Annotated in this window: 26 protein-coding genes and 1 tRNA gene; 12 read left to right on the top strand and 15 right to left on the bottom strand. The window is 57.8% G+C overall.

Annotated features, from left to right (window positions below):
* Positions 1–12: 12 nt before the first annotated feature.
* The 12 genes from Q0O19_RS00830 to rpsB form a co-directional block, all read right to left on the bottom strand.
* The gene (locus tag Q0O19_RS00830; protein ID WP_295519046.1) at positions 13–954 is read right to left on the bottom strand and encodes a Gfo/Idh/MocA family oxidoreductase; all 942 of its coding nucleotides are present in this window, start codon (positions 952–954) and stop codon (positions 13–15) included.
* A gap of 51 nt (positions 955–1,005) precedes the next feature.
* A complete protein-coding gene (gene lpxA / locus Q0O19_RS00835) occupies positions 1,006–1,821 on the bottom strand; it encodes an acyl-ACP--UDP-N-acetylglucosamine O-acyltransferase (RefSeq protein WP_295519049.1) in 816 nt (271 codons plus the stop codon).
* 6 nt (positions 1,822–1,827) lie between these two features.
* Entirely contained in the window at positions 1,828–2,268 is a 441-nt protein-coding gene (gene fabZ / locus Q0O19_RS00840) for a 3-hydroxyacyl-ACP dehydratase FabZ (protein WP_295519052.1), read from the bottom strand.
* Positions 2,252–3,256 carry a UDP-3-O-(3-hydroxymyristoyl)glucosamine N-acyltransferase gene (lpxD, locus tag Q0O19_RS00845; protein ID WP_295519055.1) on the bottom strand — a complete coding sequence of 335 codons (1,005 nt, stop codon included), beginning with the start codon at positions 3,254–3,256 and terminating at the stop codon, positions 2,252–2,254. The genes fabZ and lpxD overlap by 17 nt, the downstream gene beginning before the upstream one ends.
* 23 nt (positions 3,257–3,279) lie before the next feature.
* Entirely contained in the window at positions 3,280–3,798 is a 519-nt protein-coding gene (locus Q0O19_RS00850) for an OmpH family outer membrane protein (RefSeq protein WP_295519057.1), read from the bottom strand.
* The gene (gene bamA, locus Q0O19_RS00855) at positions 3,798–6,110 is read right to left on the bottom strand and encodes an outer membrane protein assembly factor BamA (RefSeq protein WP_295519060.1); all 2,313 of its coding nucleotides are present in this window, start codon (positions 6,108–6,110) and stop codon (positions 3,798–3,800) included. Before bamA ends, Q0O19_RS00850 begins: the two co-directional genes overlap by 1 nt.
* 218 nt (positions 6,111–6,328) lie before the next feature.
* Positions 6,329–7,522, bottom strand: coding sequence for a 1-deoxy-D-xylulose-5-phosphate reductoisomerase (gene ispC / locus Q0O19_RS00860; protein WP_295519063.1), 1,194 nt, complete (start codon positions 7,520–7,522; stop codon positions 6,329–6,331).
* Positions 7,523–7,538: 16 nt separating this feature from the next.
* A complete protein-coding gene (locus tag Q0O19_RS00865) occupies positions 7,539–8,387 on the bottom strand; it encodes a phosphatidate cytidylyltransferase (protein ID WP_295519066.1) in 849 nt (282 codons plus the stop codon).
* A gap of 73 nt (positions 8,388–8,460) precedes the next feature.
* Positions 8,461–9,021 (bottom strand): ribosome recycling factor, encoded by a 561-nt coding sequence (gene frr / locus Q0O19_RS00870; RefSeq protein WP_295519069.1) that lies wholly within the window; start codon positions 9,019–9,021, stop codon positions 8,461–8,463.
* A 24-nt stretch (positions 9,022–9,045) separates the two neighbouring features.
* Positions 9,046–9,768 carry a UMP kinase gene (gene pyrH, locus Q0O19_RS00875; protein ID WP_295519072.1) on the bottom strand — a complete coding sequence of 241 codons (723 nt, stop codon included), beginning with the start codon at positions 9,766–9,768 and terminating at the stop codon, positions 9,046–9,048.
* Between the two features lie 59 nt (positions 9,769–9,827).
* On the bottom strand, positions 9,828–10,721 hold the full coding sequence (tsf, locus tag Q0O19_RS00880; protein ID WP_295519074.1) for a translation elongation factor Ts: 894 nt from the start codon (positions 10,719–10,721) through the stop codon (positions 9,828–9,830).
* Between the two features lie 78 nt (positions 10,722–10,799).
* Entirely contained in the window at positions 10,800–11,549 is a 750-nt protein-coding gene (gene rpsB / locus Q0O19_RS00885) for a 30S ribosomal protein S2 (protein WP_295519077.1), read from the bottom strand.
* A 211-nt stretch (positions 11,550–11,760) separates the two neighbouring features.
* On the opposite strand from rpsB, the gene Q0O19_RS00890 reads away from it, so the two are divergent.
* Together Q0O19_RS00890 and Q0O19_RS00895 are read left to right on the top strand one after the other, a co-directional pair.
* Positions 11,761–13,116: an amidase gene (locus tag Q0O19_RS00890; protein WP_295519080.1), complete on the top strand. Its 1,356-nt coding sequence runs from the start codon at positions 11,761–11,763 to the stop codon at positions 13,114–13,116.
* Positions 13,113–14,606, top strand: a complete 1,494-nt coding sequence (locus tag Q0O19_RS00895) for an NAD(P)H-hydrate dehydratase (protein ID WP_295519082.1) — start codon at positions 13,113–13,115, stop codon at positions 14,604–14,606. Before Q0O19_RS00890 ends, Q0O19_RS00895 begins: the two co-directional genes overlap by 4 nt.
* Before the next feature lie 6 nt (positions 14,607–14,612).
* On the opposite strand, the gene rnr is transcribed toward Q0O19_RS00895, so the two are convergent.
* Complete coding sequence (gene rnr / locus Q0O19_RS00900; RefSeq protein WP_295519085.1) at positions 14,613–16,898, bottom strand: ribonuclease R; 2,286 nt, start codon at positions 16,896–16,898, stop codon at positions 14,613–14,615.
* A gap of 9 nt (positions 16,899–16,907) precedes the next feature.
* Here rnr and Q0O19_RS00905 point away from each other — a divergent pair.
* Positions 16,908–16,992, top strand: a tRNA-Leu gene (locus Q0O19_RS00905).
* 132 nt (positions 16,993–17,124) lie between these two features.
* Here Q0O19_RS00905 and rimO read toward each other — a convergent pair.
* Both rimO and phaR read right to left on the bottom strand, forming a co-directional pair.
* Positions 17,125–18,534, bottom strand: a complete 1,410-nt coding sequence (gene rimO, locus Q0O19_RS00910) for a 30S ribosomal protein S12 methylthiotransferase RimO (protein ID WP_295519088.1) — start codon at positions 18,532–18,534, stop codon at positions 17,125–17,127.
* Positions 18,535–18,591: 57 nt separating this feature from the next.
* The gene (gene phaR / locus Q0O19_RS00915; RefSeq protein ID WP_295519164.1) at positions 18,592–19,143 is read right to left on the bottom strand and encodes a polyhydroxyalkanoate synthesis repressor PhaR; all 552 of its coding nucleotides are present in this window, start codon (positions 19,141–19,143) and stop codon (positions 18,592–18,594) included.
* 214 nt (positions 19,144–19,357) lie between these two features.
* Here phaR and Q0O19_RS00920 point away from each other — a divergent pair, with 214 nt between their 5' ends.
* Genes Q0O19_RS00920 through Q0O19_RS13995 form a run of 9 tightly spaced genes read left to right on the top strand, consistent with a single transcriptional unit; the run spans position 19,358 to position 25,288 of the window.
* Positions 19,358–19,996 carry a riboflavin synthase gene (locus tag Q0O19_RS00920; RefSeq protein ID WP_295519090.1) on the top strand — a complete coding sequence of 213 codons (639 nt, stop codon included), beginning with the start codon at positions 19,358–19,360 and terminating at the stop codon, positions 19,994–19,996.
* Entirely contained in the window at positions 19,993–21,120 is a 1,128-nt protein-coding gene (gene ribBA, locus Q0O19_RS00925) for a bifunctional 3,4-dihydroxy-2-butanone-4-phosphate synthase/GTP cyclohydrolase II (RefSeq protein ID WP_295519092.1), read from the top strand. Before Q0O19_RS00920 ends, ribBA begins: the two co-directional genes overlap by 4 nt.
* Before the next feature lie 2 nt (positions 21,121–21,122).
* Entirely contained in the window at positions 21,123–21,629 is a 507-nt protein-coding gene (gene ribH, locus Q0O19_RS00930; RefSeq protein ID WP_295519095.1) for a 6,7-dimethyl-8-ribityllumazine synthase, read from the top strand.
* The gene (gene nusB, locus Q0O19_RS00935) at positions 21,629–22,153 is read left to right on the top strand and encodes a transcription antitermination factor NusB (protein ID WP_295519098.1); all 525 of its coding nucleotides are present in this window, start codon (positions 21,629–21,631) and stop codon (positions 22,151–22,153) included. The genes ribH and nusB overlap by 1 nt, the downstream gene beginning before the upstream one ends.
* A gap of 26 nt (positions 22,154–22,179) precedes the next feature.
* Positions 22,180–23,367, top strand: a complete 1,188-nt coding sequence (locus Q0O19_RS00940) for a pyridoxal phosphate-dependent aminotransferase (protein ID WP_295519101.1) — start codon at positions 22,180–22,182, stop codon at positions 23,365–23,367.
* Entirely contained in the window at positions 23,364–23,795 is a 432-nt protein-coding gene (ybgC, locus tag Q0O19_RS00945) for a tol-pal system-associated acyl-CoA thioesterase (protein ID WP_295519104.1), read from the top strand. Before Q0O19_RS00940 ends, ybgC begins: the two co-directional genes overlap by 4 nt.
* Positions 23,792–24,490 (top strand): protein TolQ, encoded by a 699-nt coding sequence (tolQ, locus tag Q0O19_RS00950; RefSeq protein WP_295519107.1) that lies wholly within the window; start codon positions 23,792–23,794, stop codon positions 24,488–24,490. The genes ybgC and tolQ overlap by 4 nt, the downstream gene beginning before the upstream one ends.
* Before the next feature lie 11 nt (positions 24,491–24,501).
* Complete coding sequence (locus Q0O19_RS00955; protein WP_295519110.1) at positions 24,502–24,921, top strand: biopolymer transporter ExbD; 420 nt, start codon at positions 24,502–24,504, stop codon at positions 24,919–24,921.
* 10 nt (positions 24,922–24,931) lie between these two features.
* Positions 24,932–25,288 (top strand): hypothetical protein, encoded by a 357-nt coding sequence (locus Q0O19_RS13995; protein WP_366939014.1) that lies wholly within the window; start codon positions 24,932–24,934, stop codon positions 25,286–25,288.
* Positions 25,289–25,295 lie beyond the last annotated feature (7 nt).

Consider the following 25,295-nt stretch of genomic DNA (forward strand, 5'->3'; position numbering starts at 1 on the left):
TTGTGCAAAAAATCAGGAAATCAAACGGGTGGCGTCGGTGATGCGTTGAACAGCTTGCAAGGCACGCCGTCCAGCCTCACCACTCACTTTGGGGGGACGTTGATGTCGAACGCTCTCCACAAAGTCAAAAATCTCGGCAAACAAGGGATCGGCTTCGCCAAAGGATTGCTCATGGCGCTCAATCGCCTGCTCAGGATCGGCCAAAGGCGATGTGGCGCCTCGGTAAGTGGTCAAGGTGCGCGCCTGAAAATCCAGAGAGTGGCAGGCTTGGTCTTGAAAGACCCGCATTTTGCGCTCGCTCTTGGCGCTCACCCGACTGGCGGTGACATTGGCCACGCAGCCATTGGCAAACCGAATCCGTGCATTGGCAATGTCGATGTCGGCAGTCAGCACACGCGCACCCGAACACTCCACGCTTTCCACCTCGCTGTTGACCAAAGACAAAATCAAATCGACATCGTGGATCATCAAGTCCAGCAACACACTGACGTCGGTGGCCCGTGGTTTGAAAGGGGCCAAGCGGGAACTGTCGATGAAACGGGGGTTCGACAGCAAGGGCTCTAAGGCCAAAGCGGCAGGGTTGAAACGCTCTAAATGACCGACGGCCAACACGCAATGGTTTTCTTTGGCCAGTCGGATCAACTCATCGGCCTGCTCCAAGGTGGTGGTCATGGGTTTTTCCACCAAGACATGCACACCAGCCCGCAAAAAATCGGCGCACACCTCGTGATGCCCTTGCGTGGGCACCACAATACTCACCGCATCCACCTGCCCGATCAAAGACCGGTAATCGGTGAGGGCAGCACAGTGCAGCGGGCCAGCGACAGCATCAGCTTGTTCCTGACGGCTGTCCACCACGGCCACCAACTGACACGCTGGAATTTTGGCGTACTTTTGAGCATGAAACTTGCCCAGATAACCAACGCCAATCACGGCGCAACGCAACAGGGCCAAGGGGCCCTCCTTTCATGCTCGGCCGGGACCCATTCCCAACCCTTGAAATTTTCAATCCACCGAACGGCGACGCGAACGAACGATGCCGACCTTGGGGGAAACACCCGCCAGGAAGTCCACCATCATGTCGACATCGGCCTGGATCTCGGGTTTGTCCTTGGCCATTTGCACGATGCGTTCTTTGGACGCATCCAAACTGAGGTTTTCCCGGTACAGGGCTTTGTGCATGGCGCGAACAGTCGCAATGCGGTCGGGCGAATAACCGCGACGACGCAAACCTTCCGCGTTCACCGTGCGGGCAGATGCGGGTTGGCCTTGGCAGGTCACATAAGGCGGAAGATCCGCGAACAACAAGGTGCACATGGCGGTGAAGCTGTGTGCGCCCAAACGCAGAAATTGGCGAACCACGGTGAAACCCCCCAAGATGACCCAATCACCCACCACCACGTGCCCTGCCAACTGCGAGTTGTTGGCGAAGATCGTGTGACTGCCTATTTGGCAGTCGTGCGCCAAATGCACGTAAGCCATGAACAGGTTGTCATCGCCCACCCGCGTCACGCCGCCCCCATTCACTGTTCCGGCATTGAAGGTGCAAAATTCGCGGATGGTGTTTCCATGGCCAATTTCCAGACGAGTGGGTTCGCCCGCATACTTTTTATCCTGAGGCGCTGCGCCCAAGGAGGTGTAACTGTGGACATGGTTGTTCTGTCCCATCGTGGTGTAACCCTCGATCGTGCAATGCGAGCCCACGGTTGAACCCGCACCGATCACCACGTTCGGTCCAATGGTGGTGAAAGGCCCAACCGTGACAGAAGCATCAAGTTGGGCGGCTGGATCGACCAATGCGGTAGAGTGAATAGTCGCCATAGGTCCTCACGCGATTTTGCGCATGGTGCACATCAATTCAGCCTCACAAGCCAGTTCATCTCCGACTTTGGCTTGGGCTTTGAATTTGAAAATTCCAGCTTTCATGCGGTCAAGCCGCACCTCCAATGTCAGTTGATCACCAGGCTCCACAGGTCGCTTGAAACGCGCGCCGTCAATCCCCGCAAAGTAGTAAAGCGTATTCTCGTCAGGGGCTGCATCCAAGCTGTCAAAAGTCAACAGGGCTGCCGCCTGGGCCAGTGCCTCCAGCATCAAGACGCCCGGCATGACAGGACGGTGAGGAAAATGACCGGTGAAAAATGGTTCATTGATCGTGACGTTTTTCAAGGCTTTGATGCGTACGCCTTTTTCGATTTCGAGCACGCGGTCCACCAGTAAAAACGGGTAACGGTGCGGCAGTAGTTTGAGAATTTTATGGATGTCCATCATGGTCGTTTTCCTGATTGTTCTGAATGTCGGCTTCAAGCGCTTTGATGCGTTCACGCAAGCGGGACAATTGTTTGAGGCTGGCCGCGTTCTTTTCCCAATTGGCGTTGGTGTCCAAGGGGAACATGCCGGTGTAGTTGCCGGGCTGAGTGATGGAGCGCGTGACCACCGAGGCTGCTGAAATGTGCACATGGTCCGCCAAGGTCAAATGCCCCAGCACCACCGCGCCACCGCCGACCGTGCAATGGGCACCGATCCGGGCACTCCCGGCCACACCCACACAACCGGCCATGGCGGTGTGTTTGCCAACCTGCACGTTGTGCCCGATTTGAATCAGGTTGTCCAACTTCACACCGTCTTCAATCACCGTATCTGCCAAAGCACCACGGTCAATGCAGGTGTTGGCACCGATTTCCACATCGTCGCCAATGCGCACCGCGCCCAGTTGCTCAATTTTTTCCCATCGCCCTTGGTGGGGGGCAAAACCAAAACCATCGGCACCGATCACCACACCGGAATGGATCAGGCAGCGCGCTCCGATTTTGCAGTCTTCACCGACGGTGACACGCGACTTCAGCCAAGTTGCGGGGCCGATCTCGGCACCGCGTTCAATTACGCACAAAGGGCCGATCACGGCATCTTCGGCAATCAACGCATCCCGGTCAACCACCGCAGTGGGATGAATTTGAGGACCAGCAGGGCTTGGGTGCGCGCGCTTCCATAAACGGGTCAAGCGGGCAAAATACAAATAGGGGTCGTCGGTGATGATGGCCGCTGATCGGTGGGCGACTTGGGACTCGAAAGCGGGGGCAACAATCACACAGCCCGCCATGCTGGTCGACAACTGGTTTTGAAACCGTGCTTGACTTAAAAAACTGACCTGCCCGACTTGCGCGGTCTGCAGCGGTGCCAGCCCAGACACTTGCATGTCGGGAGAACCCAACAAACGGCCGCCCAAGGTCTCAACAATAGCGCCAAGCGTCAGCGACACGGTCTCAAACAGGCTCAAGCCTGTTATTTGCTCACCGAGGCGTTGAGCACCTTGATGACTTTTTCAGTGATGTCGTGCTTGGGATTGAAGTAAGCCGCATCTTGCAAGATCAAGTCGTATCTTTCAGACTCAGCCACTTGCTTGACGGCACGGCCTGCTTTTTCAAACAGCATTTGGTTCTCTTCGTTCTTGCGGGCACTCAAATCTTCTTGAAATTCGCGCTGACGCCGCTTCAAATCACGGTCTTGTTCAACCAACTGCTTTTGCTTGGTGACGCGTTGAGATTCTGACAAAGTCGGCGCATCCCGCTCAAATTTTTCAGCCGCGACCTTGAACCCATTGATCGCATCGTTCAGGTCTTTTTCGCGTTTTAAAAATTCAGATTCGAGCTTGCCTTGAGCCGCTTTGGCGACATTGGAGTCACGCAATATACGGTCGGTGTTGACGATGCCAACTTTGAAATCTTGCGCTTGCGCCCAGCCCGTCAAAGCCGATGCACCCGCCAGCAGCGCGACGAGAAGGTTCTTGCGAATCGTTTTCATTAGAAAGAGGTTCCGATCTGGAATTGGAGTTTCTGGATTTTATCGCCAGTCTGTTGATGGACAGGCGTGGCATAAGAGAAGCGCAAGGGGCCCATCGGTGAAATCCAGCTCAGGCCGATACCGGCTGATGCACGCAATTCAGACAGTGACACCCTTTCAGCATCACCAAACGCGCGGCCCACATCGGTAAATCCGAACAACCGCAAAGTTTTATCATTGCCCGCTCCTGGGAAGGGCACGATGAACTCGGCGTTCAGGACGATCTTTTTAGAACCGCCAATGTAGATGCCTGCTGTTTGCGAAGCAGGGCCAAGTGTAGATTGTTCAAAACCCCGAACACTGCCCAAACCGCCCACATAGAAATTCTTGAACAGCGGGTATGTTTGACCATTCAAGCCTTGGCCCCAACCCAAATCGGCATTCAGTGCCAGCGTATATTTGTTGCTCAAGGGGTAATAGTACTGGTGCTGGTAGCTGGTTCGTACATAACGCACATCGCCGGCCAAGCTCAGGTCCGCGTTGAAACGCTGAAAACTGCCTTTTGACGGCACCAAAGCACTGTCTCGACCATCCCTGGCCCAACCCAAAGTGAGTGGGAATGCGGTACTTTTAAAACCGAAAAGTTGTCCATATTGGTTGTATTCATATGGCAAATTGCCAGCCGTGCCTTTGTCAATGGTGGTCTGTTCCGCATTCATGCCTAAAAAGACCGTGTCGTTTTCGGTGACGGGCACGCCAAAACGAATCCCTGCACCGGTGTTGACCAAGCTGTAACTGCTCAAATCGGTGGTCAGATAAGGGCGGGTCGTCCGGTGAAAGATGTCCAATGTTCTGGAGATGCCGTTTTGGGTGAAATAGGGGTCGGTTGTGCTCAAGACCAGATTGCGGTTGTATTTGCTGGTATTGACTTCAACCGCCAAATAGTTCCCCGAACCGAAGGCGTTTTCCTGACGGATACCGAAGCTCAAGGTCACTTTTTCGGTGGACGAAAACCCAGCGCCCAAAGAAATGCTGCCCGTTGGCTTTTCAGTCACCGTGAAAGCCAAGTCAACTTGGTCGGGCGCACCAGGAATTTCAACCGTTTCCACGTTCACTGAGGTGAAAAAGCCCAAACGGTCTACTCGGTCACGTGACAAACGGATCTTGTCACCGTCGTACCAAGCGGCTTCAAACTGGCGAAACTCGCGCCGAATCACCTCATCGCGTGTGCGGTTGTTTCCAGCGATCAAAATGCGCCGGACATAAGCACGGCGTGATGGCTCTGCTTGCAAGACGAATTGCACACGGTTGCTTGAACGGTCAATTTCAGGTTTGACCTCCACGCGGGCAAAAGCAAAACCGAATGTGCCAAAGTAATCCGTGAAGGCTTTGGAGGTCTCTGCCACCGTCTCGGCGTTGTAGGGCTTGCCAATGGCAATCTTGACCAAAGCCTTGAACTCATCGTCTTTGTTCAGGAAGTTGCCTTCCAACTTGACACCCGAGACCACAAACCGCTCGCCCTCGGTCACATTGATCGTGATCGCCATTTCCTGCTTGTCTGGAGAAATGGCCACCTGCGTCGAGTCAATCCTAAACTCCAAGAACCCTCGGGAGAGATAGTAAGAACGCAACGCCTCCAAATCGGCATTGAGCTTGGTGCGGGCATACCGGTCCGACTTGGTGTACCAGCTCATCCAGCCACCTGTGTCCAAACTGAATTGGTCTCGCAAATCGGACTCAGAAAATACCTTGTTGCCTACGATCTGGATTTGCTTGATCTTGGCGGGCCCACCTTCTGTGATGGTGAAACTCAAATTCACACGGTTGCGATCAACCGGCGTGGCCGTGCTCACCACTTCGGCACCATAAAGGCTGCGATTGATGTACTGGCGCTTGAGTTCTTGCTCGGCTTTATCGGCCAAGGCTTTGTCGTAGGGCCTGCCTTCGGCCAAACCCACATCTTTGAGCGCTTTGATCAGGACATCTTTGTCAAACTCTTTGAGGCCAATGAACTCCACCACGGCCACCGATGGACGCTCTTCGACCACCACCACCAAGATGTCACCCTGTGTTTCCAAGCGCACATCTTTGAACAAGCCCAAAGCAAACAAGGCACGAATTGCAGCGGCCCCTTTTTCATCCGAATACTGATCGCCCACCCGCAGTGGCAAGGAGGCGAAAACAGTGCCGGATTCAATCCGCTGCAAACCCTCCACACGGATGTCACGCACCGTGAAAGGCTCCACCGCCCAAGTGGGCAAGCAGGCCAACAAGGTCGCCGCCAGCGTCAGTGCAGCAGGTTGGAGGCGTGGTCGAATGTCAAAAAGATTCATGGAACAACCATTTGGAGATCAATGGCTAAAGTACTAAGGAAAGTCACCATTGACCTGTTGAAAAAAACCAGCTGCTTGCCGAAATTTGCTCGTTCAACACAGCAAATTCGCCAGAGGCTACCGGGGTCAAACCGGTCACCTTGAAACAATCCAAGATAATACACCTCGCAAGGGCGTCAAAGGCTGGCATGCTTGAGCGTCTTGCCGCTCCAAATCCTTCACCCCAATGCCAGCACCCGCTGCTTGGCGGCCTCACGGCTGCGGCGGTCCATGTCGAGCAAGTCGGCCAAATTTTGGGGGCGCACCGCACTGACAGCGCTCAATGTCGCTTCATTGACTTGGTGGATTTGATCGAACCTGATTTGACGATTTAAAAATGCCTCTACCGCGATTTCGTTGGCGGCATTGAGCACCGCACAACTGCCGGGTGCGCCTTTCAAGGTGGCCCACGCCAAGCGCAGACCCGGAAATCGCTCGGGATGACCGTGGTCATCCATCGATTCAAACGTCATGGCGGCCAATGCATGAAAGTCCAAGGCCGCTGCACCCGACACCATGCGCTCGGGCCAACTCAGGCCGTAGGCGATGGGCACCCGCATATCGGGCGTACCCAGTTGGGCCACGACGGAGTGGTCTTTGTACTGCACCATGGAATGGATCACGCTTTGAGGGTGAATCACCACCTCCAGTTGGTCCGGCTCCAGGCCAAAAAGATAACGCGCCTCGATGACCTCTAAGGCTTTGTTCATCATGGTGGCCGAGTCGACCGAAATTTTCCGCCCCATCACCCAATTCGGATGCGCGCAGGCCTGCTCGGGCGTGACCTCTTTCAGCGTCGCGGGATCACGCCCCCGAAACGGACCACCCGAAGCCGTCAAAATGATTTTTTCGACCCGACGTGACCATGTGGCAGGGTCCTCGGGCAGCGACTGGAAAATGGCCGAGTGTTCACTGTCAATGGGCAAGAGCACGGCTGCGCCTTCGCGCACCGCAGCCAAAAAGACCTCACCGCCCACCACCAAAGCCTCTTTGTTGGCCAGCAGAAGCTTCTTACCGGCACGCGCCGCAGCCAAACAGGGTGATAAACCTGCCGCACCCACAATCGCCGCCATGACCGCGTCCACCGGGTCAGCGCAAGCCACGTCATCCAAAGCAGCAGCCCCCCATCGAACCTGGGTTTTCAAACCCTCGGCCTTGATTTTGTCCGCCAAGGCGCGAGCCGCGTCTTCCTGAACCATCACGGCGACTTCGGGCTTGAACTGCGCACATTGCGCCAGCATCAAGTCCACTTGGGTCGATGCGGTCAAGGCGAACACAGAAAACCGATCAGGGTGACGGGCCAAAACATCCAGTGTGCTTTGGCCAATGGAACCCGTGGAGCCCAAAATGGTGATGCGTTGCTTTGTTTGCATGATGAGCGATCTCCAATCAAATCCAGAAAACCAACATCATGGCCAAAGGCAATGTTGGCAGCAAGGCGTCCACCCGGTCCAACACGCCACCATGCCCGGGCAACAAGCCTGAGCTGTCTTTCATGCCGGCACTGCGTTTGACCAAAGATTCCAACAAATCGCCCACCACACTCATGGCGGACAGGAACAGCAAGGCAGGCAAGGCCACCCAAGCCCCCCTGGCAAACAACAAAGAGTAAAGGCTCAAATCAAGAAGCCCCCAACGGCGGTCAAGTTCGACCCAAATCAGAGCCACCAACAAGACGCCCAACATACCGCCCAAAACACCCTCCCAGCTTTTGCCAGGGCTGATGCTGGCCGCCAGTTTGGTCTTGATCCATCGGCCGCCCACCGCCTTGCCAAAAAAATAAGCAAAAACGTCGGCGGCCCACACCAAGACCAGCAAGGACAACAAGAAATTGACACCCCGTTGATGTGCCTGCGCCATGGCCACCCACGCCAAAGACAGCAACAACAGGCCGCCCAACCAACGCAGGTTGCGCGGCCAAAGCACCCAACCCGACACGCCGCGCAGGATCATCCAGCCCCCAATCAAGACCCAAAAAGCCCCTGCAAACAACCACACCAGCGGGGGCGTGTACTGAACCCACCCCATTTGATGGGCCAAGGCACACGCCAACAAACACAGCAAGGCGCCAGCCCAAGCCACCGAGGATGACACACCGTTCAGGCGCCCCCATTCCCAAGCGCCCGCCGAAATGATCACCACCGTCAACACCATGAAGGGCCATGGGTTCACGGTAAACAAGGCCGGCAGCAACAGAGCCAGCAAGATCAGCGCGGTGATCACTCTTTGTTTGAGCATGGACAGTCCAGAAAAAAAGGCCGCCATGGGGCGGCCTGTCAGGCCGTGGTGTGCCACGGCAGGGAATTCAAACTCAAACGGCCATGATCTCTTGTTCTTTGGCGGTCACCAACTGGTCAATCTCGGTCATGCGTTTGTCGGTCAATTTTTGGACATCGGCCTCGGCGCGCTTTTGATCGTCTTCGGAAGCCTCTTTGTCCTTGACCAACTTTTTAACCGATTCATTGGCGTCTCGGCGCAAATTGCGAATGGCAATTTTGGCGTTTTCACCCTCGGTGCGCGCTAATTTTGTCATTTCCTTGCGGCGCTCTTCGCTCATGGCGGGCATGGGCACACGGATCAACTCACCCAAGGAGGCAGGGTTCAAGCCCAACTCGCTCTCGCGGATGGCTTTTTCAATTTTGGCCGCCATGCTTTTCTCCCAAGGCTGCACGCTGATGGTACGCGCGTCCATCAATGACACGTTGGCCACTTGGGACAAAGGCACCAAAGAGCCGTAATAATCGACATGGATGGTGTCGAGCAGTGCCGGGTTGGCACGACCGGTGCGGATACGGGTCAGGTTGTTTTTGAAAGCCGCGATGGACTGCTCCATCTTGTTTTCGCAGTTTTTCTTGATGTCTGGAATGGTCATAGGGTTCTCCTCGTCAGAACGTTCTCAAGCGTGCACCAAAGTGCCTTCGTCTTCACCCAAAACCACGCGCTTCAAAGCGCCGTTTTTGATGATCGAAAACACCTTGATCGGCAACTTTTGGTCGCGGCACAAAGCAAATGCGGTGGCATCCATGATGCCCAGATTGCGCGAAATGGCTTCATCGAAACTGATTTTGCTGTAACGCGTCGCATTGGGGTCTTTTTTAGGGTCAGCCGAATAAACACCATCGACCTTGGTGGCCTTGAGTACCATTTCGGCACCAATTTCGGCCCCCCGCAAGGCTGCCGCGGTGTCGGTGGTGAAAAATGGATTGCCCGTGCCCGCCGCGAAAACCACCACTTTACCCTCTTCCAGGTACTGCAAAGCTTTGGGGCGAACGTAAGGCTCCACCACTTGATCGATGCCAATGGCCGACATCACACGCGCCGTCAACCCCGCCTTGTCCAAGGCATCCGCCAGGGCCAAGGAGTTCATCACCGTGGCCAGCATGCCCATGTAATCGGCCGTTGCGCGGTCCATGCCCACCGAACCCCCTGCCACACCCCGGAAAATGTTGCCGCCACCAATGACCACGGCCACTTGCACCCCCAGCCGATTGATCTCAGCGATTTCTTCGGCCATGCGCACGATGGTGGCACGGTTGATGCCAAAAGCATCGTCGCCCATCAAGGCCTCGCCGGACAGCTTGAGCAAAATGCGCTTAAAGGCTGGCTTGGCTGAAGACATGATGGACTCCTTGGTGGTCAATTTGAAAGGTGAAATGGCGATTGAACGGGTCAATGGACTCAGGCTGCGCCTTGAGCCGCTGCCACCTGAGCAGCCACTTCGGCTGCGAAGTCATCGACTTTCTTTTCAATGCCTTCGCCCACCACGTACAAAGTGAAGGCGTTCACGGTGGTCCCAGCAGCCTTGAGCATTTGCTCAACGGTTTGCTTGTCATTTTTCACGAAAGTCTGATTGAACAAAGACACTTCTTTGAGGTACTTTTGAACAGAACCTTCGACCATTTTGGTGACGATGTCGGCAGGCTTGCCAGATTCAGCCGCTTTGGCAGCAGCCACTGAGCGCTCTTTTTCAATCAACTCGGCAGGCACTTCAGCGCTGGTCAAAGACACCGGCTTCATGGCGGCCACGTGCATGGCCACATCTTTGGCGGCTGTGGGGTCACCTGCAAACTCAACCAAAACGCCGATGCGGGTACCGTGCAAATAGTTGGCGATCTGGGCACCACCGGCAGCACGCTTGAAGCGGCGGAAGCTCATGTTTTCACCGATTTTGCCGATCAGGCCCTTGCGCACTTCTTCCAGGGTGGGGCCAAAACCGTCTTGGCTGTAAGGCAACTCGCCCAAAGCAGCGATGTCAGCAGGGTTGTGTTCGGCCACCAACTGGGCAGCGGCATTGGCCAAAGCCAAGAAGCTGTCATTTTTGGTCACAAAGTCGGTTTCGCAGTTGACTTCGATCATGGCGCCTGTGGTGCCGTTGACAAAACTGGTCACGACGCCCTCCGCGGTCACGCGAGAGGCAGCCTTGCCGGCCTTGGTGCCCAGCTTGACGCGCAGCAGCTCTTCTGCTTTGGACATGTCGCCTTCTGCTTCCGTGAGGGCTTTTTTGCACTCCATCATGGGGGCGTCGGTTTTTGCGCGCAGTTCAGCGACCATGCTTGCGGTGATTGCAGCCATTTGATTTCTCCGTATTCAGTCAAAAAGTTAAATTAAAAAAAAGGGGCCACAAAGCCCCTTTCATCGAGTCTTGGGAACTCAGGCAGAAGCGTTTTCTTCTTCAACAAACTCGTCAGCGCCTTCGGTGACGGCTTTGACCACATCGTTGACCGCATTGGCGCGCCCTTCGATGATGGCGTCAGCGATGCCGCGGGCGTACAAGGCCACGGCCTTGGCCGAGTCGTCGTTGCCCGGAATGATGTAGTCAATGCCTTCGGGCGAGTGGTTGGAGTCCACCACACCAATCAATGGAATGCCCAATTTCTTGGCTTCCGAGATGGCAATTTTGTGGTAACCAACGTCGATCACGAAAATGGCATCTGGCAAAGCGGCCATATCCTGGATGCCCCCGATGTCTTTTTCGAGCTTTTCCATCTCGCGCTTGAACATCAGTTGCTCTTTTTTGCTTAAGGCTTCGAGACCCACTTCTTGCTGAGCTTTCATGTCCTTCAGGCGCTTGATCGAGGTCTTGACGGTTTTGAAGTTGGTCAACATGCCGCCCAACCAGCGCTGGTCGACGAAAGGCACACCGGCGCGCAGAGCTTCTGAAGCCACCATTTCACGGGCTTGGCGCTTGGTGCCGACCATCAAAATGGTGCCCCGGTTGGCCGACAATTGCTTGGCGAACTTGATCGCGTCCTGGAACATCGGCAGCGATTTTTCCAGGTTGATGATGTGAATTTTGTTGCGGTGACCGAAGATGAAGGGGGCCATCTTGGGGTTCCAGAAACGGGTTTGGTGGCCAAAGTGGACACCGGCTTCCAGCATTTCGCGCATGGTAACGGACATAGTGAATACTCCAAAGGTTGTGTCTAAAACCAGTCCACTGATTCGGCTCGCTTGAGGAAGCAAGAGGAACACCTTGACGGGACGGGTTCGCGGATGAACTTTGTTGACCTGAAACAGGTCTTTTGGAGTTGACTCCCAAAAGACACCGTTCGCGGTACACAAAGCCTTAGGATTATAGCACCCAGACACCCTACTTTCGAGGCGTTTTCCCATGAAATCCGACCTGACCGCGACGCGCGAAGCCCTGTTCACCGGCCAAAAAACGGCTCTGGAGGTTGCGCAGGCTTGCCTGGACATCGCAGAAAGCGCGGCCTGTGCGCATGTCTTCAGAAGCATTTCTGGCGAAAGCTTGAAAACCGCCGCAGCTCACCACCATGCACCCCATCAAACACTGGCAGGCTTGGCCGTCTCGGTCAAAGACTTGTTTGACATGCAGGGAGAAAACACCGCCGCAGGGTCCATCGTGCTGCAAAACCAGCCGCCAGCGGCGCATGATGCCGCAGCCGTCGCACGGTTACGCGCCGCAGGCGCAGGCTTCATTGGCCGCACCCACATGGTTGAATTTGCCTTTTCTGGGGTGGGCATCAACCCACACCACGGCACACCTGCCGCTTGGGACGCTTTGACCGACACGCCTGCAGGTTCACCTCTGGCCGCCCATGCGCCCGGTGGCTCCAGCTCGGGCGCAGCGGTGTCGGTGGCCACGGGTGCTGCGTTCATTGGCCTTGGCTCGGACACGGGGGGCTCCATTCGCATCCCCGCCGCCCTGAACGGCATTGTGGGTTTCAAAAACACCGCTCGGCGGGTGCCCACCCAAGGCGCTTTGCCCTTGTCCACCACGCTGGACACGGTGTGTGCCATGACCCGCTCGGTCAGAGACGCGGTATTGGCCCATGAAGTGCTTTCTGCCCGAAAAGTGCCCACATCCACACGCCCCCTGTCCTCTTACCGACTGGCGGTGGCTCAAAACTTGATGCAAGACGGCATGGACAGCGGCGTCACCCGTGCGTTTGAGCGCAGCTTGAAAAACCTGCGAGCCGCTGGCGCCCATATCGAAGAAATCCCATTGACCGAACTGCTCGACATCGCCCCCATGATGGCCACAGGAGGATTTAGCCCCGCCGAAAGCCATGCCTGGCACCGCGAGCTGCTGGCTCAGCATGCCGATCAATACGACCCGCGCGTGGCGATGCGCATCCAACGGGGCGCCCAGATGGCGGCTCATGAGTACATCCAGTTGCTCAAAACCCGCACCGACTGGATTTGCCGCATGGAAAAACGTTTGCATCGCTTTGACGCGGTGTTGTCGCCCACGACGCCCATCACGTCTCCGCTCATCCGTGCTGTGGCACCAGGCACCGAGCGCGATGCAGAATTTTTCCGAGTGAATGCCTTGCTGCTGCGCAATCCCAGTGCCATCAACACACTGGACGGCTGTGCCATTTCCTTGCCCTGCCACGCGCCTGGGGAGATGCCCGTGGGTTTGATGGCTTGGCACACCGCCATGCACGATGACACCATTTTGCAGCTTGCCCTGCTGCTGGAGCCGTTGCTGCAACACCAATGAACACCTTGCAGAGCCTGAACCCCGACTGTGCATGGCCAGTGCACGACCGCGCTGGCATTCGGGCATTGGAAACGTTGCTGCAAGCGCGCAGCCTTGACCCGCTGATGCAGCAAGCGGGACTGGCCACGGCCCAGTTGGCCTTGGCCGTGGCCCCTCATGCACAACACATCTGGGTGGCGGCCGGCCCAGGCAACAACGGCGGTGACGGAATCGAAGCAGCTTTCCACCTGCACCAATGGGGCAAGTCGGTTGCTGTGAGCCTGATCGGACAAGCCGAGGAGCTGCCTGCTGACGCCCAAGCCGCTTGGCAACGCGCACGCCATGCCGGGGTTCCGATTTCCAATACGATGCCCATCGATGGGCTGAACAATTTGGGGCCGAAAGACCTGATCATCGACGCCCTTTTGGGCATCGGCAGCACGCGGCCATTGCAAGGCCCCATGGTCCCTTGGGTTCAAGCCATCAACCAGTCCTGTGCAAAAGTGCTGGCGGTCGATGTGCCCACGGGATTGGATGCCGACTCGGGCCAACTGTCTGGGCAAACCCATGAGTTTCACTGCGTCAAAGCCGACCACACCCTGACCTTCATCGCCGCCAAAGCCGGCCTGTTCATGGGGCATGGGCGCGATGTGTGCGGGCAAATCTGGCTGGCCAACCTGGGCAACTCTGTTGACCTTGAGGGGCCTCAACCCGTCGCTTGGCTCAACAAAGGCTCAGTGCGCCCAACCAAAAGCCACGCCAGCCACAAAGGCAGCCATGGCGACCTGGCGGTGATCGGCGGAGAAGCGGATGACGCGGGCATGGGCATGACCGGCGCTGCTCTATTGGCCGCCTCAGCGGCCTTGCATGCGGGCGCGGGGCGCGTTCTCTTGAGCACGCTTTCGGGGCAAGCGATGGACACCGCCCCCCCCGACCTGATGCAACGCCATTGGCAAAGTTTGGAATTGGAACATCTGCAGGTGGTGTGCGGCTGTGGTGGCGGGAGCGCAGTGAAAGCCGCATTGCCAGACGTTATGCGTCGATCCAAGCAACTGGTGCTGGACGCGGACGGTCTCAATGCCGTGTCGCAAGACCCCCGTCTGCAAGGGCTGCTGCGCCAACGCGCTCAGTCACACACCACCGTGATCACGCCCCATCCCCTGGAAGCCGCGCGCCTGCTGAACAGCAGCACCAGCGAAGTTCAAAATAACCGCCTGAAGGCTGCACAAAACTTGGTCAATCTGTTTGAATGCACCGTGGTTTTGAAAGGCTCGGGCACGGTGATCGCCGCACCCGGTCAAACACCACGCATCAACACCACAGGCAATGGCCGCTTGGCCATGGGCGGAACGGGCGATGTGCTCGCCGGTCTTATCGGTGCCCGCATGGCGCAGGGCTCGAGCGCATTTGAGGCCGCTTGCATGGCCGTGGCCCAACATGGCCAAGTCGCCGACGACTGGCCGCAAGGCTGGGCCCTCACCGCCAGCCGCTTGGCCCGGCAACTGGCCTGAGGTCAATCAGCGGCGCGGCTTGGTCGAGCGTGACCCTTTTTTCTTGGCCGCCGCTTTTTTCACCGAGGCTTTGAGCGCCTGAATCGGCGAACGGTTGCGCTCAGCATCGGCCAGCCGGCGATCGGTCGACGATTGCTTTTTGCCTCGCCCGCCTTCAACGGGTGCCGACAAGCCCTTGTCCCGCATGGCGCGGGGCAACAAGTCGTCGCCCGCATTGACCAAACGAAAATCGATTTTGCGGCCATCCAAATCCACACGACTGACCTGGACCTGCACCCGGCTGCCAATGGCATAACGGATACCCGTGCGCTCCCCGCGCAACTCTTGGCGCAGCTCATCAAAGCGGTAGTATTCACCACCCAGTTCGGTGATGTGCACCAAGCCTTCGACATACAAGCTGTCCAGCGTCACGAAAATGCCGAAACTGGTAGCGGCCGAGACCACCCCACCGTATTCCTCACCCAAATGCTCGCGCATGTACTTGCACTTGAGCCAAGCCTCCACATCGCGGCTGGCCTCGTCGGCCCGGCGCTCATTCGCGCTGCAATGCAAACCCGCCGCTTCCCAGGCCCGCTGATCGGCGGCCGACATGCGCACGCGTGGGGCTTGAGATTCGTGCGCGTCACCTTTGGCGGCACGGCTTTTTTCCAGCCGCTTGCTGAGCTTGGCATGCGCTTCGCCGGGCACGGGCAAGCTGGGCAGCGTGTATTTTCGGCCGAGCAAAATCGATTTGATGACCCGGTGCACCAGCAAATCCGGGTAACGCCGGATCGGGCTGGTGAAGTGGGTGTAGGCCTCATAAGCCAAGCCAAAGTGTCCGCTGTTCACGGGCGTGTAAATGGCTTGCTGCATGGAGCGCAACAGCATGGTGTGGATCTGCTGCGCGTCCGGGCGTTCCTTGGTTGCTTGCGCGATTTTCTGAAATTCCGAGGTGTGCGGATCGTCACTGATGCTCATTCCCAAGCCCAAGGCCTTGAGGTAATTGCGCAAAATGTCCTTTTTCTCAGCCGTGGGGCCTTCGTGCACACGGAACAGACCGGGGTGCTTGCCCTGCTGAATGAAATCAGCACTGCAGACGTTGGCGGCCAGCATGGCTTCTTCGATCAGGCGGTGCGCTTCATTGCGCACACGTGGCACGATCTTCTCAATGCGCCCGCTCTCGTCGCAGACGATTTGCGTCTCAGTGGTTTCAAAATCCACAGCCCCGCGCACGGCACGCGAAGCCAACAAGGCTTTGTAAACATCCTGCAAATTCATCAAGTCCGTCACCCGCGCTTTGCGTTTGAGGGCTTCGGGCCCGCGCGTGTTGCCCAATATGGCGGCCACTTCGGTGTAAGTGAACCGCGCATGGCTGTGCATCACCGCAGGGTAAAACTGATAGGCATGCACATCGCCATTGGCGTTGACCAGCATGTCGCAGACCATGCACAAACGGTCCACATCAGGATTCAATGAACACAGGCCATTCGACAGCTTCTCAGGCAACATGGGAATGACACGGCGCGGGAAATAGACACTGGTGGCACGGTCGTAGGCATCAATGTCAATAGGGGTACCGGTCTGTACATAGTGACTCACATCGGCAATCGCCACCAGCAAACGCCAGCCCTTGCCACGGCCGACTTTGGCCGGTTCACAATACACAGCATCGTCAAAATCGCGGGCATCTTCGCCATCGATGGTGACCAAGGGCACATCGCGCAAATCCACACGGTCTTTGCGATCCTTGGCACCCACCTTGTCAGGCAATCCTTTGGCCTGGTCGATGCAAGCGGCAGAAAACTCATGTGGCACGCTGTACTTGCGCACCGCAATTTCGATCTCCATGCCTGGGTCGTCAATTTCGCCCAAGACCTCTTTGACACGGCCCACGGGTTGCCCAAACAAAGCGGGCGGCTCGGTCAACTCGACCACCACCACTTGGCCAGGCTTGGCCGGGCCGATGGCCCCTTTGGGGATCATCACGTCTTGGCCATAACGTTTGTCTTCTGGTGCCACCAACCACAGACCGCCTTCGTGCAGCAAGCGACCAATGATGGGCTGCTCAGGGCGTTCAACGATCTCGACAATGCGCCCTTCAGGCCGACCCTTGCGGTCCTGGCGCACGATGCGAACTTTGACCCGGTCACGGTGCAAAACAGCACGCATCTCATTGGGCGAGAGGTAAATGTCCGACTCTCCGCTGTCTCGGATCAAGAAGCCATGACCGTCGCGGTGTCCTTGGACACTGCCCTCGATTTCTTCCAGCAAGCCGCTGGGTGGCAGTGCTTTTTTGATATACAATCCTTTCATTCCTGAGGCGCCCAGATGGCGGAATTGGTAGACGCACTAGTTTCAGGTACTAGCGAGTAACATCGTGGAGGTTCGAGTCCTCTTCTGGGCACCAATGCGATCGAACCGGGTAAGTTAAAAACAGCGCAAGCCGTTGGTCCAGCATCAGCGGCTTTTTTGTTGCCTGTCATCTGTTGATGGATACCCCAAGCCAACCGAAAGCTGGCCAAGAACGTAGCCGATGGCATCAAACCGGAACCCCCACCAGATCATGGCCTTCCACGCTGACAATGCGGGCTCGGGTGAAATCACCCACTTTCAAGGTCTTGCTTAATTTTTCGGGTGGCAACAAACGCACCACGCCATCGATCTCAGGGGCATCGCCAAAGCTTCGGCCCACACCACCCCGACGGCCCATGGCTGGGGCAGAGTCCACCAACACCTGCATGGTCGAACCCACACGCTGGTGCAAGCGGGCAATCGACACCTCCTCGGCCACCGCCATGAAACGGGCACGACGCTCTTCCCGCACAGCCTCTGGCAACATACCGGGCAAGTCGTTGGCTGTGGCGCCCTTCACCGGGCTGTAGGCAAAGCAACCGGCGCGGTCAATTTGCGCTTCGCGCAAAAAGCCCAACAGATGCTCAAATTCTTCTTCGGTCTCACCCGGAAAGCCCGCAATGAAGGTGCTGCGAATGACCAACTCCGGGCACAGTTCGCGCCAACGCTGGATGCGTTCCAGATTTTTCTCGCCACTCGCTGGTCGCTTCATGCGTTTGAGCACATCCGGGTGGCTGTGCTGAAACGGCACATCCAAATAAGGCAAGACCAAGCCCTGCGCCATCAAGGGGATGATGTCGTCCACGCTCGGGTACGGGTACACATAGTGCAGGCGCACCCAAGCGTCGTGCTCGCGGGCCATCTCGCCCAAGGTTTGAACCAACTCCAACATCCGGGTTTTGACCGGTTTGCCATCCCAAAATCCGGTGCGGTATTTCACATCCACCCCATAAGCCGAGGTGTCTTGGCTGATGACCAACAGCTCTTTCACGCCACCTTCAAACAGGGCCTTGGCTTCTTTGAGCACATCTCCAATGGGGCGCGACACCAGATCGCCGCGCATGGATGGGATGATGCAAAACGTACAGCGGTGGTTACAGCCTTCGCTGATCTTCAAATACGCATAGTGACGGGGCGTGAGCTTGAGACCCGCCTCCCCAAAACCACCGGGGACCAAATCCAAAAACGGGTCGTGCGGTTTGGGCAAATGCGTGTGCACCGCGTCCATCACCTCTTGTGTGGCATGCGGTCCGGTCACGGCCAGCACGCTGGGGTGCATTTCCAACACCATGTTGCCACCGCCCTCGCCCGTTTTGGCCCCCAAGCAACCGGTCACGATCACTTTGCCGTTTTCACTCAGGGCTTCTGCGATCGTGTCCAAGCTTTCCTTGATGGCTTCGTCAATGAAACCACAGGTGTTCACAATGACCAAGTCCGCGCCTTCAAAGGTTTTGGAGGTTTGGTAGCCCTCGGCGCTCAGTTGCGTCAGGATCAGCTCGGAATCGGTCAGTGCTTTGGGACACCCCAGGCTGACAAAACCCACTTTGGGGGACGGAAGAATTGCGGGAAGGGTTGCAATTGGGATCATTTCACTCATGACCTTATTGTCCCCGTAAAAACGACCGGGTTATGACAAAAGGTCATGAAGGGCCCCTCAAGTTCTCAAACCCATCACGCCCAGCAACTGTTCTGTGTTCTTGTGAATTTGCTTTTGCAGCTGCTCTTGCAATTGCGTCATCACGTTTTCGGAGGGATTGACCAGGCCAGAGAACATGTTTTGCATCAACGGGGTCTGCAGTTGCATGAATTGCGCCCACACCTCGGGGCTCAGCGCGGGACTGGATTCACCCAGCTTGCTTTGCCAATCCATGAAGGACTGCACATGGTTCTCGAGATATGAACCCATGTGCCCCTGCATGGCATGGCCATAAAACCGAATGATGTTGGACAAGACGGCTTCACTGAACATGGGCACCCCCGCAGACTCCTCTTCCAAAATGATCTGCAGCAAGATGGCGCGGGTCAGGTCTTCGCCTGTTTTGGCATCCAGCACCACCAAAGGCGAGGCGCTCAAGACCAGTTTTTTGATTTCGGTCAGGGTCACATACGTGGAAGTTTCCGTGTCGTACAAGCGCCGATTGGGGTATTTCTTGATGGTTCGCACAAGGTCTGGCGTGCGCGAAGATGCCGACTTGGCTGATTTCATCGACGGTGCGGACGGCTTGACGGGCAAAAAAAACTCCTGATGACTGACTGACCATTGCAAATCTGCTGCAATGGACCATTCTAGGCACACACCCAGGCCTCTCAAGCCTTGGTTAACCCTGATCCCTTTTGGCTGACCCTTCAAAAAGCCCGCGCAGGGTTTTTTGTTGGAGGTCACATCGTTTCACCCTCTTTACCTGCGAAAATACACCGCTATGTTCACCGGAATCATCACCGGCGTGGGGCGAATCGTCGCCATCCACGACCTGGGTCGCTCTTTACAACACGGCAAACGCCTCACCATCGAGGTCCCTGCCGGTTACCTTGACGACGTGGGTCTGGGCGACAGCATCGCCTTGAACGGCGCCTGCATGACCGTCACCACCTTCAGCCCCGAGAGCCGTCAGTTCACCATCGACATCTCGGCCGAATCCTTGGACAAGACCAGCGGTCTGGACCAAGAAGGCACCGTCAACCTCGAAAAAGCCTTGCGCGCCAACGACCGATTGGGCGGCCACATCGTGTCCGGTCACGTGGACGGCGTGGGCTCGGTCAGCCGATTCGAGGAAATTGGCGAAAGCTGGGAACTTTGCGTGCTGGCCCCTTTGTCGCTGGCCAAATACCTGGCCTACAAAGGCTCCATCACGGTCAATGGTGTGAGCCTCACCGTCAACCGGGTCACCGACCAAGCTGCAGGCTGCGAAGTCAGCATCAACCTGATCCCGCACACGGTGCAAAACACCGCACTTGGGCACCTCCAAACAGGCAGTCCCGTCAACCTTGAAATCGACACCGTTGCCCGTTACGTGGAGCGCATGCTCAGCGCGGGCCTGATTCAGAAAGAGCATGAATGAACGCCCCCAAACAAGCAACACCCGTGGCGATCTCGCCGGTTGAAGAGATCGTGGCCGAGATGAAAGCCGGCCGCATCGTGATCCTGGTGGACGAAGAAGACCGCGAAAACGAAGGCGATCTGGTGCTGGCCTCTGACCACGTCACGCCTGAAGCCATCAACTTCATGGCCCGCTTCGGCCGGGGCCTGATTTGCCTCACACTCACCCGCGAGCGCTGCGAATTTTTGAAGTTGCCGCCCATGGCAGCGCGCAATGGCACCGTCTACAGCACCGCGTTCACCGTGTCCATTGAGGCCGCTGAAGGCGTGACCACCGGCATTTCGGCTGCCGACCGCGCCAAGACAGTCCAAGTGGCCGTGGCGCGAAATACCCAGCCCAGCGATCTGGTGCAACCCGGTCACATTTTCCCGCTGCAAGCCGTGGACGGCGGTGTCCTCATGCGTGCTGGCCACACCGAAGCCGGTTGCGATTTGGCCGCCATGGCCGGCTGCTCACCGTCCTCGGTGATCTGCGAGATCATGAAGGACGACGGCACCATGGCCCGCTTGCCCGATCTGCAAATTTTTGCAGCCGAACATGGCCTCAAAATCGGCACGATTGCCGATCTGATCCAGTACCGTAGCCGCAATGAAAGCCTGGTGGAGCGCATCGGCAGCCGCACCTTGCAAACCGCCCACGGCGAATTCACCGCCCACGCTTTTCGCGACCAACCCAGCCAAACCGTGCACCTGGCCCTGGTCAAAGGCCAATGGTCCGCCGACTCGGAAGTGGCAGTGCGCGTGCACGAGCCGCTGTCGGTGCTCGATGCGCTGGAAATCAACCGCGCCATGCACTCGTGGAGCCTGGACGCCAGTTTGAAATACATCCATGCCCAAGGCTGCGGTGTGGCCGTGCTGCTCAACTGCGGTGAATCGGCCGACCAACTCTTGGCCCAATTTGAAGGCCGAGCCCGCTCGGCCCAAGCGCCTGAGCGCGGCAAGATGGACCTGCGCACTTACGGTGTGGGGGCCCAAATCTTGCGTGAATGCGGCGTGCAAAAAATGAAACTCATGGGCAACCCCCGACGCATGCCCAGCATGACGGGTTACGGCCTCGAAATCACCGCTTACATCTCCAAGGAATAACCATGCTCGAAGCCAACAAAGGTCAAGCCGAGGAACTCGACGGCCAATTTCTGCACATCGGCATCGTGCAAGCCCGATTCAACGAAGACATCACCAACGCCTTGGCCGCAGCCTGCATTGCCGAACTCGAAGCCTTGGGGGTGACCAGCATCGACCACGTCATGGTGCCCGGCGCTCTGGAAGTGCCTGTGGCCCTGCAGGCCATGGCCGAGCGTGCCGAATACGACGCGCTGATCGCCTTGGGCTGCATCATCCGCGGAGAGACCTACCATTTTGAATTGGTGGCCAACGAGTCTGGCGCGGGTGTGAGCCGCGTGTCGCTGGACTACAACCTGCCGATTGCCAACGCGATTTTGACCACCGAAAACCTGGAGCAAGCCCTTGCACGCCAGACCGAAAAAGGGCGCGATGCAGCCCGCGTGGCGGTCGAAATGGCCTGCATCATGGACGACCTGGCCGCCGACATGGCCGAGCTGGCCGACGATTTCGACGAAGAAGACCCCGCGTGATGACCCAACCGACCCGCACAGCCGAGACCGCCAACGATGGCACGCCATCGACCGCAGCTGGAACACGCAAATCCTCGGCCAAGCCTGCCCGCAGTCGCTCGCGCGAGTTTGCTTTGCAGGCGCTTTACCAACACATCGTCGGCCGCAACGAGGCGTCGGACATCGACCTGTTCACACGCGACTTGTCCGGTTTTCACAAAGCCGACTCGGCCCACTACGACGCCCTGCTCTTCGGTTGTATCGAACAAGCGCAAACCATGGACGCCCTGATCGCGCCCAAGCTGGACCGCAGCTTTGCCGAAATTTCGCCTATTGAGCACGCCATCATGTGGATTGGCGTTTACGAAATGCAGCACTGCCTGGATGTGCCATGGCGCGTGGTCCTCAATGAATGCATCGAGCTTGCCAAGGACTTTGGCGGCACCGATGGCCACAAGTACGTCAACGCCGTGCTGGGCGGCCTGGCTCCCGAGCTGCGCAGCGCCGAAGTCCAAGCCGACCGCCAATCTGGTCGCGCCAGATAAACGACACCCCCCACACCCCAGACACCATGCGCATTTCTGAGCGAGCCGAGCGGATCGAACCCTTTTGGGTCATGGAAGTGGCCAAAGCCGCATCCCAAAAAGCCCTTGAGGTTGCACACACCGACCGGCCCGTGGTGTTCCTCAACATCGGCGAACCCGACTTCACCGCCCCCCCCCGCGTGAAACAACTCGCGCAGGCCACCATCGAGGCCGGACACACCCAATACACCCCAGCTTTGGGCTTGGACGCTTTGCGTCAAGCCATCAGTGGCTGGTACGCGCAGCGTTTTGGCGTGGTGGTGCCCGCAAGCCGCATTGTGGTCACCGCAGGCGCTTCAGCGGCTTTGCAATTGGCTTGCTTGGCGCTGATTGACAGGGGCGACGAAATCCTCATGCCCGACCCGAGTTACCCCTGCAACCGCCAATTTGTGAGCGCGGCAGACGGCAAAGCGGTCTTGCTCCCCACCACCGCCCAGGAGCGCTTTCAGCTCAGTGCGGCCAAAGTCGCTGCCGCATGGGGTCCCCACACCCGCGGCGTCTTGCTGGCGTCGCCCTCCAACCCCACGGGCACGTCTATCGACCCGGCCGAGTTGGCCCGCATCGTGGATGTGGTGCGTTCGCACGGCGGCATCACCCTGATCGACGAAATTTACCTGGGCTTGAGCCACGACGACGCCTTTGGCCAAAGCGCATTGGCCCTGGGTGAAGACGTCATCAGCATCAACAGCTTCAGCAAATACTTCAACATGACCGGCTGGCGTCTGGGCTGGCTGGTGGTGCCCGAACATCTCACTCCCGTGCTGGAGCGCTTGGCGCAAAACCTGTTCATTTGCGCCAGCACCGTGGCGCAACAAGCGGCCCTGGCCTGCTTTGAGCCCGAGAGCCTGGCCGAATACGAGCGCCGTCGCGCCGAGTTCAAGGCCCGACGCGATTACTTCATCCCGGCCCTGAACGAGCTGGGCCTGAGCGTGCCCGTGGCCCCCGATGGCGCGTTTTACGCCTGGGCCGACTGCACCGCTGCCTGCCAACAACTGGGCCTCAAAGACAGCTGGGACTTTGCCTTGGCCGCACTGGAACACGCCCATGTCGCCATCACGCCGGGACGCGACTTTGGCACCGACCAAACCGCTCGTTTTGTGCGTTTTTCCACCGCCAACTCGATGGGCGAACTGCAAACCGCCATCGACCGCCTGAAAGCCTGGTTGCAGCCATGACCGCTTTCAGCCCCGCACAAACGGCCTTTGAGCACCCGATTCGCATTTATTGGGAAGACACCGATGCCGGAGGTATTGTGTTTTATGCCAACTACCTCAAGTTCTTTGAGCGTGCCCGCACCGAATGGCTGCGTGCTTTGGGTTTTGGTCAGCACGCGTTGCGTGACCAATCGGGTGGCATGTTTGTCGTGTCTGAAACCGCCGTCAAATACCATTCTCCGGCCCGCTTGGACGACACCCTGATCGTCACCGCCGAGTTGCAGCAAGGTGGCAAAGCCAGCCTGACCATTGCCCAACGCGCCCTCTTGCGCTCAACGGGCCAAACCGATCGGCTGCTGGCCGAAGGCACCATCCGCCTGGGCTGGGTCGACAGCCAAACTTTGAAACCGGGCCGGATTCCGGCCCCTGTTCTGGAAGCACTGAAATGAACCAAGACATGTCCATCGTCTCCCTGTTGCTGCACGCCAGTTTTGTCGTCCAGCTGGTGGTGCTCATTTTGCTCGGCATCTCGGTGGCCAGCTGGGCGGCCATCGTGCGCAAACTCACCGCCATCAAGCACATCAAAAACCTGAACGAAGCGTTTGAGCGCGTGTTTTGGTCGGGCACCAGCTTGAACGAGCTGTTCAATTCGGCCAGTCAGAACGCCAAACTGTCCGGCCCGATGGAGCGCATTTTTGCCAGCGGCATGCGCGAGTACCAAAAACTGCGCGAGCGTCAAATCAGCGATCCAGGCACCTTGCTCGACGGCGCACGCCGCGCCATGCGGGCCAGCTTTCAGCGCGAGATGGACGTGGCCGAATCGCAGCTGGCCTTCTTGGCATCGGTGGGCTCCATCTCGCCTTATGTCGGTCTGTTTGGAACCGTGTGGGGCATCATGCACGCCTTCACCGCCTTGGCCAACTTGCAACAAGTCACGCTGGCCACCGTGGCCCCCGGCATTGCCGAAGCGCTGATCGCCACGGCCATTGGCTTGTTTGCGGCCATTCCTGCAGTACTGGCCTACAACCGCTTCTCACACGATGTGGACCGCATCGCCATCAAGCTGGAAACCTTTATTGAAGAGTTCTCTAACATCTTGCAGCGCAGCCTGGGCGCAGCCCACAGCTCGGCCTCAGGCCGCTGAAAGGAAGCCCCATGCCAGCCGTCTCTTCACGCAGCCGTGGTCGCCGTACCATCTCCGAAATCAACATGGTGCCCTTCATCGACGTGATGTTGGTGCTGCTGATCATTTTCATGGTGACCGCTCCCATGATCACGCCCAGCGTGGTGGACCTGCCCAGTGTAGGCAAAGCGGCCAAACAACCGGACAAAGTCATCCAGATCGTGATCCAAAAAGATGAACGGCTGCAACTCGTGCGCGACGGCAAAACCGACAGCGCCACCCTCGCCAGCGTGGCGGCCAGCGTCAAAGGCCTCGTGGGTGACAGCGACAACACCGCCGTGGTCATCAGCGCAGACCGCACCGTGAAATACGAGACCGTGGTCAAGGTCATGGACAGCCTGCAACGCGCGGGCATTGCGCGCGTGGGTTTGTCGGTCCAACTGGCCCCTTGAGGATTTGCCCTTGAACGTCAAGGCCGCTGCGCACCTCGAATTTGCCCCCCCGCCACAGCCGGGTGCGGGCAGAGCTTGGTTGGCCGCAGGTCTGGTGCACGCGCTGCTTTTCTTGGCCTTGGGCCTGGCCACCGCTTGGAAGAGCCAACCCCAAACCGTGCAAGCCGAAGCCGAGCTGTGGTCGGCCACAGCGCAAGCTGCCGCGCCGCGCCTACAAGACCCCCCACCTGAGCCGGAGCCTGAACCCGCGCCTCAACCAAAGCCCAAGCCCACCGCTAAACCCAATCCACCGCCACCGCCTGCGCCCGACCTGCAAGCCGAGCGCCGTGACGCCCATATCGCAATCGAAAAGAAAAAGCAACAATAAAAGAAAA

The organism is Limnohabitans sp. Rim8, assembly GCF_945869175.1.
Lineage (GTDB): Bacteria > Pseudomonadota > Gammaproteobacteria > Burkholderiales > Burkholderiaceae_C > Limnohabitans_A.